At 69.4% G+C, this 6,401-nt stretch carries 5 protein-coding genes; 3 read left to right on the forward strand and 2 right to left on the reverse strand.

Annotation, left to right across the window (positions count from 1 at the left end; all coding sequences use genetic code 11):
- Nucleotides 1-11 precede the first annotated feature (11 nt).
- The gene (locus tag HC031_RS31145; RefSeq protein WP_167929040.1) at nt 12-1,193 is read right to left on the reverse strand and encodes a carboxylate-amine ligase; all 1,182 of its coding nucleotides are present in this window, start codon (nt 1,191-1,193) and stop codon (nt 12-14) included.
- 370 nt (nt 1,194-1,563) lie between these two features.
- Here HC031_RS31145 and HC031_RS31150 point away from each other — a divergent pair, with 370 nt between their 5' ends.
- Entirely contained in the window at nt 1,564-2,847 is a 1,284-nt protein-coding gene (locus tag HC031_RS31150) for a citrate synthase (protein WP_167929041.1), read from the forward strand.
- Nucleotides 2,848-3,089: 242 nt separating this feature from the next.
- The gene (locus tag HC031_RS31155) at nt 3,090-4,706 is read left to right on the forward strand and encodes a methyl-accepting chemotaxis protein (RefSeq protein ID WP_167929042.1); all 1,617 of its coding nucleotides are present in this window, start codon (nt 3,090-3,092) and stop codon (nt 4,704-4,706) included.
- Nucleotides 4,707-4,786: 80 nt separating this feature from the next.
- Here the strand turns inward: HC031_RS31155 and HC031_RS31160 are convergent, their stop codons facing one another.
- A complete protein-coding gene (locus HC031_RS31160; RefSeq protein WP_167929043.1) occupies nt 4,787-5,212 on the reverse strand; it encodes an Imm1 family immunity protein in 426 nt (141 codons plus the stop codon).
- A 435-nt stretch (nt 5,213-5,647) separates the two neighbouring features.
- On the opposite strand from HC031_RS31160, the gene HC031_RS31165 reads away from it, so the two are divergent.
- Nucleotides 5,648-6,265 (forward strand): hypothetical protein, encoded by a 618-nt coding sequence (locus HC031_RS31165; RefSeq protein WP_167929044.1) that lies wholly within the window; start codon nt 5,648-5,650, stop codon nt 6,263-6,265.
- Nucleotides 6,266-6,401 lie beyond the last annotated feature (136 nt).

The raw sequence follows: 6,401 nt of genomic DNA on the forward strand, positions 1-6,401 counted from the left end.
GCGGCGGCCGGTCACCGGCTCTCGGTCTGCCGGGCGAGGAGGGAGAGGACCTCCCGCAGGCCACCCTCGCTGCGGGCCCGGCGCTGCCGCGCCGCACCGCTTCCGGCACGGCGCAGCGTCTCGATCAGGGTGGTGACGGTGTCGAGGTCACCGTGGCGGTCGAGCGCGGCCTCGACCCGTGCGACCAGCCGGTCGACCAACTCCCAGGCGGGGAGCACGGCCCCGGAGACCACGTCGACGGCCTCGCCCTCCAGCCCGTCGGCCGCCGCGCGCCAGTGCGCGGCCCGCAGCAGGACGTCGGGTACACGGGAAGCCGGCCGCCCGGCGTGGATGTCGTCGATGACCGTGGCGACCAGGGCGCGGACGAGCCCGGCGACAAGGGTGGCGTCCGCGGGCGTGGCGCAGACGTCGCCGACGCGAACCTCGACGGTCGGGTACCGGGCCGACGGGCGGGCGTACCAGTAGATCATCCCCTCGTCGAGCATGACGCCCGTGGCGATCAGGCGCTCGACGGTGGTCCGGTAGTCGTCGAGGTCGCGGAAGTACGGGGTGGGCCCGGTGCTCGGCCAGCGCGCCCACAGCACCGAGCGCCAGCTCGCGTGTTCGGTGTCGCGGCCGGCCGAGAACGGCGAGTTCGCGGTCATCGCCTGCAGAATCGGCAGCCAGGGCCGCAGATGGTTGCAGACCTCCAGGGCCAGGGCCTTGTCCGGGACGCCGACGTGCACGTGGCAGCCGCACTGCCCGGAGGTCTCGGCGATCGCGCCGAACCGCCGCGCCATCCGGGCGTACCGGGAATCGTCGGTCACCGGGGCGGGTGGACCTTCGACGACCGCGGTGCCGACGGCGAGGAGCTGGCAGCCGACGGTGGCTGCCGCCGTCACCCCGGCGCGGCGCAGGCGGCCCAGCTGCGCCCGCAGCTCGTCGAGGTCGGCGCAGACGGTCGTGCCCACCTCCAACTGGGTGGCGTGGAACTCGCGGCCCACCTGGTCGCGCAGCTCGGCGTCGACCGCTGCCTCGACCTCGTCGGCGCGCGCCGTCGGGACGCCGGTGCCGGCGTCGACGATGAGGAACTCCTCCTCCACGCCGACGGTGAGCGGGGCCCGGACGGCCGCTGCGGCGCCGCCACGCGAACGGGGGAGCGCGGCTGTCGCGGTCGGCGCGGCGGCGCCCGTGCGGGTGTGCTGTGAGGTCATGTCCGTCCTTCACACATCGTGGGGCACCTCCCTCGTGCCCCGTCCCCACTGCGGGCAAACCGTGGCGCGGTGCCGGCCGCCGCGTGCGCTACGGTGATCCGGTCCGAATGGCCGTCCGAAAGGATGGACGCTGATCCTCGTGACGACGTCTTCTCGTGACGACGCCTCCTCGTGACGACGCCGCGTGACCCGCGGGGTACGGCAACGCACCCGATGTCGCCACGTGGTGCATTTGACTGGTAGCGATGAGTAACTGAGTGTTCCCCCTAACAGTTCGCGAAGCTGATCGCTGCGGCAGACTGGGGAAGGTGCAGGATTTATCGGCACCCACACAACGGGTGCGAAAATGCGACGCGGTTGAGGAGCAGGTATGTCGGAATTTAAGCTCGAATACGCGAACGGCCAGCTACCGCTGCCCGCGCATGAGGCCACCGAAGGGCCCTCGGGGCTCGACATCAGCAAGCTCCTCAAAGAGACCGACCATGTGACGCTCGACGTCGGCTTCGTCAACACCGCATCGTGTAAGTCCGCGATTACGTTCATCGATGGCGACGCCGGTATTCTGCGCTACCGGGGCTACCCGATCGACCAGCTGGCCGGCAAGGTCTCCTTCCTCGAGGTCTCGTACCTGTTGATCTACGGCGAGCTGCCCACGAGTGCGCAGCTCGACGAGTTCGCCGACCGCGTCCGTAACCACACGCTCCTGCACGAGGAGATGCGGCGCTTCTTCGACGGGTTCCCGCGCGACGCGCACCCGATGCCGGTGCTCTCGTCGGCCGTCAGCGCGCTGTCGACGTTCTACCAGGACAACCTCAACCCGTTCGACCGCGAACAGGTCGATCTGTCCACCGTCCGGCTCCTGGCCAAGGTACCGACGATCGCCTCCTACGCGTACAAGAAGTCGATCGGGCAGCCGTTCCTGTACCCGGACAACTCCCTGGGCTACGTCGAGAACTTCCTGCGGATGACGTTCGGCGTACCGGCGACCCCCTACGAGGTGGACCCGGTCCACGCCCGCGTGCTCGACATGCTGTTCGTGCTGCACGCCGACCACGAGCAGAACTGCTCCACCTCGACCGTCCGGCTCGTCGGCTCCAGCCAGGCCAACCTCTTCGCCTCCATCTCGGCCGGCGTCAACGCGCTCTTCGGGCCGCTGCACGGCGGCGCCAACCAGTCGGTGCTGGAGATGCTGGAGGCTATCCACGCCAGCGGCGACGACGTGGAAACGTTCGTGCGCAAGGTGAAGAACCGTGAGGGCGGCATCAAGCTGATGGGCTTCGGCCACCGGGTCTACAAGAACTACGACCCGCGGGCGGCGATCGTGAAGAAGGCGGCGCAGGACGTGCTCGGGCGGATGGACAAGCCCGACCCGCTGCTCGACATCGCGATGCGCCTGGAGGAGATCGCGCTGGCCGACGACTACTTCGTCTCGCGCAAGCTCTACCCGAACGTCGATTTCTACACCGGCCTGATCTACAAGGCCATGGGCTTCCCGACGAAGATGTTCACCGTGCTGTTCGCGCTCGGCCGGCTGCCCGGCTGGATCGCGCAGTGGCGCGAGATGATCGAGGACCCGGAGACGAAGATCGGCCGCCCCCGCCAGGTGTACACCGGCGAGCGTGAGCGCGAATTCGTCCCGATCGAGCAGCGCTGAACAAACGGTACTGACCGAACGGTACTGACCGAACGGTACTGAATACGGGGTTGTCCCACTGAGGCTCCCGATCGGCGCGAGGCTCAGGTACGAGGCTCAGGTAATTGCGCCATCGCCAGGGTCGGTTGCCGGCGACTTTCCGCCGGCAACCGACCCTGGATCATTTCAAAAAGCTGTTATTTCCGTCGTGTCCCGGCCGATTCATGCATACGCAACGTGCAAGTCTCGGAGGGAGTCCGTTCATGGTCCGCATCCTGCGCCGGTTCCGTCTGCGCGCCCGGCTTCTGGGTTCCTTCGGAGCGCTGGTCGTCCTGATGGCCGGTCTCACCGGGCTCAGCATCTACCAGAGTCAGCAGCAGGATCAGGCGACGAAGACCGTCGCCCGGCTCGCGGTCCTCAACCGCGCCGTGATGGAGCTGAAGTTCCGCGACGCCGACGTGAGCGGCTGGCAGACGGCGTACGCCTGGGACGTGACTTCGCTCGGCGGGATCGCGGCCACCGACGACCAGTCGCCCAACCGCAAGGGCTTCCTCGACTCGGCCAGCAACCTCAACAAGGAGGTGGCCGCCGTACCGGTGGCCGACCTGACCAAGTCGGAAGCCGCGCTATACGCGACGATCAAGGAGAACCTCCTGGGCTACCTGGACGCCGACAAGGAGGTCGTCCAGCTGTTCCGGCAGAACACGCCGGCCAGCATCAAGCAGGCGAACGACTTCATCGTCGGCGACGCCTACAACATGTACTTCAAGGCGCTGGACGCCACCATCAAGCTGAGCGACTCGGTGGCCAAGCGCAGCGACGCGGCGCAGGCGCGGGCGAATGCCCTGCAGACGGAGTCGCGCGTCCTCATGATCGTCGTCTTCCTGGTCGCGCTCGGCGTCGCGCTGGCCGGCGCCCTCGCCATCACCGGCAGCGTCGTCGGCCCGGCCCGCACGGTCGTCGAGGGCCTGCGGGCGCTAGCCAGCCGTGACCTGTCCACGTCCCTGGACGACGCGGGTGCCGACGAGATGGCCGAGATGGCGCGGGCGTTCAACGAGGCCAGCGGGTCGATCCGGGAGGCGCTGACCGGCGTCGCCGAGCGGGCGACCGGGCTGACGACCGCGTCCCAGCAGCTGACCACGGTCTCCGAGCGGATGGACGCGCAGGCCACTACGACCAGCGACCAGGCCGGGGCCGCCGCGGGCGCTGCGGAGCAGGTGTCGGGCAAGGTCGCCACGGTGGCGTCGGCGGCCGAAGAGATGACGGTGTCGATCGAGGAGATCGCCCGCAGCACGGCGTCGGCCGTGGCCGTCGCCGCCGACGCGGTGACGAGCACCGAGGCGACCAAGGCCGCCGTCGGCGAACTGAGCGCCGCGAGCGCCGAGATCGGGCAGATCGTCAAGACCATCACCTCGATCGCCGAACAGACCAACCTGCTGGCCCTCAACGCGACGATCGAGGCCGCCCGCGCCGGCGACGCCGGCAAGGGGTTCGCCGTGGTGGCCAACGAGGTCAAGGATCTGGCGCAGGAGACCGCGCGCGCGTCCGAGGACATCATCGGCAAGATCGACGCCATCCAGGTGACCACCGAGCGCGCCGGCGTGACGATCAACCAGATCATCGAGGTGGTCAACCGGATCTCGGAGATCCAGCAGACCATCGCCACCGCGGTCGAGGAGCAGTCCGCGACGACCAGCGAGATCAACCGTAGCGTCAGTGAGCTGGCAAGCGGTTCGCAGCACATCGCCGACAACATCGCCGGAGTGGCGGGTACGGCCTCGTCGACGAGCGGCGACGCGAACGCCACCCAGCGGGCCGCCGCGGACCTCGCCGGGATGGCCACGGAGCTGCAGCAGCTGGTCGGTTCGTTCCGGTACTGACAACGTCGAAGACGTCGCCGGCGTGGCGACCCGCGAGGGCGGGCGGCCGCGCCGGCCACGTTCGCTATACGTGGTGCGGATCAGGCGTTCGGGTCGAACCGCAGGATCGTCGGCCGCGCTCCGGTCATCATGTACTCCCGGGCGGCCTCCAGCGCCTGCCGGGGAGTGACCCGGGTCCACGCGGGTTTGAAGTCGACGACTTCCGCGCCGCAGTCGAAGCCGATCGGTTCGGGCCAGGCCTCGAGGTCGTCGTCGATGCCGTAGCTGCCGCCGGCGCCCGGGCCGACGCCGCCGACGGCGTCCAGCCACACGACGAAGGCGCGGTGCGGGTGGCCGATCCCGAGCTGGAGGCCGCCGCCGGTCGCGCCGGCCGGCAGCAGGTCGACACCGTACGGCGCGCCGTCGCGGCCACGGACGGTCGCGAGGAATGACAGTAGACCCTCGAGCTCGGCGACGGTTGTGATCCTTCGGGCGTTGTCGGGGCCCCAATGTAGCGTGTACCTCACCGCCGTCGCTCCTTCCGGTCGTCCCTGCCCGGCACGGGGTGCGAACGGGCCGTGCTCATCCGCCCGTCGCGCCCTTGGCTTGTGTCGCCGCGCTCCCCTGGACCGATCGACATGACTCATGGCTCGACATGCTTCTTCGTTCGACATGACTCGTAGTCACGTCATTCAGCGGCATCAGTCACCATGCCGCAGTCCGGGTCGCTCCGCAACCGTCAGCGCAAAACTCTTACCGATTGCTTGGACAACGGGGACTTTCTCGTACAACCGCCCTGCCCATTCGCACGGGTCGCCGTCGGCATGGCGGCGCGCCCGCCGGAAGGTCAACTGTCATCCATTCGTGATCTACCAGCCGGTTTGATCGCGATAGATCGGGGGACCGTCGCCTCCGGGTCGTGTCTCGAGGAACGCGCGACCGTCGGACAAGGGGGGAAACACGTGGATGTGATGCAGGTGTCGGGGGCAGCGGGCGCGCGGCAGGTGAACCGGGTGGACGGGCGTCACCTCTTCAAGCCGGACAGCGCGGTGGTGCGAGCCGCGCTCGACCTGTTGGCCACGCACGTGGCGGAGGCCGCGGCCGGGGCCTCGCCCCGGTGCGGGCAGTGCGGGCGGCACTTCCCGTGCCCGACGGTCGAGAACGCCCGCCAGGTCGTCGTCGCCGGCGGCGGCCTGGTCAGCGTGGCCGGCCAACTGGAGCAGAAGGTCACGTCGACGCTCGCGCCCGTGGATGTCCAACGTGCTCCGGAGGCCGCCGTTGAGCTCGGCGCTTCGGAGGCCGCCGGTGAGCCCGGCGCTCCGGAGGCCGCGGGGGATTCGCGCGAGCAGGAGGCCGCGGGCGGCACGCGCGAGTCGGAGCCCGGTGTCGCGCCCGTCCCCGGTGGTCGGGTCGGCGCGGCCCGGGTCGACTCCATCAGTGCGGTCCCCACCGGGCTGGTCGCCAAGGTCACGCACATCGTGACGCAGCGTGAACCCGACACCGCCGGCGAGGCGGCGGAGAACGGTACCGAAAAAGCGGATAAAAAGCGCGAGGCTCGCGATCCGGTCGGTGCGGCCTAGCTGGCGGGCCGCCGGTGCGGCGTGGCGGGGCGGGGGGCCGGGGGAGGTCGGGAAAGCACACCTCTGAACTCCTATGACCAATTCGGACTCTGGATGCCGGCTCCCTTTTGGAAAAAAAAAACAGGACTGATTCTCC

Origin of the sequence: Planosporangium thailandense (genome assembly GCF_011947195.1) — a bacterium.
In the GTDB taxonomy this organism is placed as follows: Bacteria; Actinomycetota; Actinomycetes; order Mycobacteriales; family Micromonosporaceae; genus Planosporangium; species Planosporangium thailandense.

Excerpts from the sequence above, each read along its gene's own strand:
- HC031_RS31145 (WP_167929040.1), bottom strand. The coding sequence starts at position 1,193 with ATGACCTCACAGCACACCCGCACGGGCGCCGCCGCGCCGACCGCGACA.
- HC031_RS31150 (WP_167929041.1), top strand. The coding sequence starts at position 1,564 with ATGTCGGAATTTAAGCTCGAATACGCGAACGGCCAGCTACCGCTGCCC.
- HC031_RS31155 (WP_167929042.1), top strand. The coding sequence starts at position 3,090 with ATGGTCCGCATCCTGCGCCGGTTCCGTCTGCGCGCCCGGCTTCTGGGT.